This window comes from Abyssisolibacter fermentans (assembly GCF_001559865.1).
Classification (GTDB): Bacteria; Bacillota; Clostridia; order Tissierellales; family MCWD3; genus Abyssisolibacter; species Abyssisolibacter fermentans.
In genome coordinates, this window is sequence record NZ_LOHE01000063.1 from 1 (window position 1) to 4063 (window position 4063).

Below are 4063 nucleotides of genomic sequence, written 5' to 3' on the forward strand. Positions count from 1 at the left end.
CATTGTAAAATCTTTGTATTGAACTACAGGTTCATTTAATTCTTTTCCACTACAAAGTTTTGTAATCTCATCTACTAGTACTCTTGCCGATTGTCCATCAAAAATAATATGATGCATGTCAACTATCAAAATATAATCATCTACATCTAGAGTAACTAGACCTACTCTAAAAAGAGGTGGTTTGTTTAAGTCAAAAGGTCTAACAAATTCTTCTATTATTTCTTCTACCGCTTTTCCCTTTGCATTAATTTCCTCTACATTGAATTTAACTTCATCATAAATCTTTTGATAAGGTATATTATTAATGCTTACAAAACCAGTTCTTAGTGCTTCATGTCGTTTAACTAACTTGTCTAATACTGCTTTTAGTCTCTTTATATTTACATTTCCTTTAATTTTAAATGCTATAGGCGTATTATAGCTCAAATTATTTTCATTAAATTTACATAATACATAAATTCTTTTCTGAGGTGCTGCTAAGGGATAATATTCAAGCTCTTCTGCCTGCAATGCTGCAGCAGTCTGACATGAATTATTAGTTTTAATATCTGTTATATAAGTTGATAATGTTTTTACTGTTGGAAAATTAAATATTTCTCCCATTGTTAAGCTAATATTTAAAGTTTCATGTATTTTCTTAATTAATGATGCTATCTTTAACGAATTCCCACCTAGTTCAAAGAAATTATCGTTTATACCTATATTATTTATTCCAAGGATGTTTGACCACATATTTACTAATTGCATTTCTAGCTTAGTTGTTGGTAAATCTACATCACGACTCTCTATTTTTTCTTTAATTAATCTATCTAAATGTAAACCTAGCTCTTTATATTCACCTTTGCTATATGCTTCTTTTAGCATGTATCTTTGAACTTTGCCACTGATTGTCTTTGGTATTTTATTGATTGGTAAAACATGTTTTAATACTAAGCCTGTACTTAAATTGATATATTTCTTGAATTCTATAGCTTTTGATACGAATTTCTCTACATCATCTTCAAACAAGATAAACATGATAATATCATCTTTTTCTAGTTTTGGATTATATATTCCACAAACAACAACTTTACCAGACTCTCCACCTTTTATTTCACTTGCAATCGCTTCGATATCATTCGGATAGTAATTTTGTCCATTAACAAATATAATCTCCTTTTTTCTACCAGATATAAATAGTTCTCCATTTCGCTTGAAACCCAAATCTCCTGTTTTTAACCATCCATCCTCAGTTATTGTGCTTTTTGTAGCTTCAGAGTTATTATAATAACCACTGGTTACATTTTTCCCTTTGATATAAATTTCACCCACAACATTATCTGGGAGTATATTATCTTCATTATCACAAATTTTAATTTTACAACTGTCGAAATCATGTCCAACATCCACCAAAGTTACTCCACGTTCCTCATCCTTACCAGCTTCCATTACTTGCTGACCAATAGACATATAATCTCTGTGAAGTGTTAAATATTTTAATTTTTTACCTATTGTGCACACTGTTACTATAGCAGCTGCCTCTGTCAATCCATAGCAAGGTACAACTATATTATCTTTTAATCCCCATCTAGACATTTCATTGAAAAATTTATTGTTCAAATCAGCTGATATAGGTTCTGCTGCATTAACAATTACTCGTACATGTGATAAATCCCAACGTTTATTTTCTTTCTCATCATCAGTTAGAAATGACAAGAAATGTTTGAATGCAAAATTGGGGCAAGCTAAAAAAGTTGCCTTATGTTCATGAGCTTTATCAATCCATTGTAATGGAGTCTTTATAAAAGTATTAGTAGTCATTATGTTTTGATTAATACCATTTACCAAAGGTAATAAATGAAACCCTAAAAGACCAAAAGTATGTGTTAAAGGCATCCATCCTAGCATACAATCATCACCTGTTATTTCTAAAGCTTTTGTTATTGTTTCTAAATTAGTTAACACGTTTTCATGTGTTAAAACAACACCTTTAGGGTCACCTGTTGAACCAGATGAAAATTGAATATATGCAATATCATCAGGACATATTTCTTGTATAATACCATTTTTTTCATTTACATTAATAATATCACTTAATATTATTCTTGCTTCAATCTCAACATCTGAGACTTCTTTCAAATTACCAAAAGTATTCTTTTTAAGCTTTTCATATTGTTTATTGGTGGTAATTAAATAAGGGTTATTTAATTTTTCCCATATTTTAATAAGTTTTGTTCTACTTGCTTCATTAGCTGCAATAGTAGTAGTAATTGGTATGATACCACCTAATACACATGCCCAAAGAATTATTAGTAATTCTTTATTATCATCTAGTTGAAATACTAATTCATCCCCCGGTTTTAAATTTTTTTTCTGTAATTCATTAAGTGTCATCAAAGCTTTATTGTAGAGATCACTATAAGATAAAAAATCTTGCTCCTCGGTTTGAATAAAGTTAATGCCTTTTGAAGAATTTTTAATACTGTTCTCTTGCAAAAATTCTATTAGGTTTTTGCTAGTCTTACTTTCGTGTTTAAACATTCTATCCCCCCTGGTGATATTGTATTAAATATCTATTTTATTTTTTATTTAAGTAATTTAAATGCAAATCATAAATCCTGATATCGCCACATTATATTAGTTTTCAAGATGTTTATAATCTCTTGATATCTTAGTTTGTTAATTTTATTATTGATAATGAATTTTATAACTTTTGATTCGAAAATTAAGCTTGTTCAAATAATTCAATGTAAATATTTTATTTATATTTATTTTTACATCAAGCATTAGTTCTTATTTCATTAAAAATTCATGTATTTGAATTGATGTTATTTATTTTACATAATTATTTATATTTACTATAATTTCTATTTATCATATGTGATATAGCTTATTAAATTTGTTAAATAAGTGTCAATTTCCTTTTTTTTTTATTATTTTTCGTTCGTCATTATTTTATATTTTTTGATATTTATGACTATTATATTTATAGTTTACTTGTATGTTAATATTTTACTTTTGCCTGTTCAATTGTTTTATATGATACTTTATATCTATAATTTAATTCATTTTTAATTTGGAAGAAATATGAAAATCTTAATAAGAAAAAATATTCAATTTGTCGAATATTTTTTCTTATTAAGTATGTATATTGTATACTTGTGCGAATAATATTACCTTTTATGTATTATATTGTAATTTTTATTTGTGATTAATTGAATTCCAACAAATTTGTAATAAAAATAAATACACACAAAGCATGTTTACCTTGTATGTATTTATTTAGTATAATCATTATATCATTGCCACTTAATTTTTTTCTTAGATTCTCGTATTTGATTGTCCTCCTTATGATGAAATTATAAACAAATCCTTATCTGTTAATTGTATAGTAAAAAAACAATATTCCAACCTAATCTCTTCCAAAAACAATTGATCAATATCCAGGAACTCTATGTTATATTTTGTTGCCATATTTAAAATAATCTATAAAATCTCATTAAATTCTTGTACTTTTCTATCTTTTTGAGTATCTGTTATCAGTTGAATATCCGATATCTTCCTATCAGAATGAATTGTAATTTGTTTCAGTATATTTGAATAGTGTTTCGTAATACCTTCAGCCGTAGATTTTTTAAATAAATCAACTGAATACTCTAAATACATTACTATTTCATCTTTTTCTTTTATCCCTTCTAGTTTTAAATCAAATTTAGCTGTTTTATGATCTATTTGATAACTTTGGATTTCTAGATCATTTATGTTAATTTCTCCAAAACCGTCATTTTGCCAAATAAACATTGTATCAAAAAGTGGATTTCTATTTAAGCCACGTTTTATATGAAGTTTTTGAACTAGCTCATCAAATTGATAATCTTGATTTGCTAAGGCTTCCTGAATATTATTTTTTAGCTCTATTAAATAATTACTTATTTTCATTTCTTCCTTTACACTACTTTTTATGGCTAAAGTATTAACGAACATTCCTACAGTGTTGTAATATATTGGATTTAGTCTTCCAAGCACAGGTGTTCCTACCACTATATCCTTTTGATTTGTATACTTATTAAGTAGTATCATATAA

2 protein-coding genes are annotated in these 4063 nt (G+C 26.7%); both read right to left on the minus strand.

The window, feature by feature from the left end; translation table 11 throughout:
- Positions 1–2520, minus strand: a 2520-nt coding sequence (locus tag AYC61_RS10980; protein ID WP_156456439.1) for an AMP-binding protein, incomplete at its 3' end; no start/stop codon positions are given.
- 945 nt (positions 2521–3465) lie between these two features.
- A partial coding sequence (locus AYC61_RS10985; protein ID WP_156456440.1) for a condensation domain-containing protein occupies positions 3466–4063 on the minus strand: 598 nt, incomplete at its 5' end.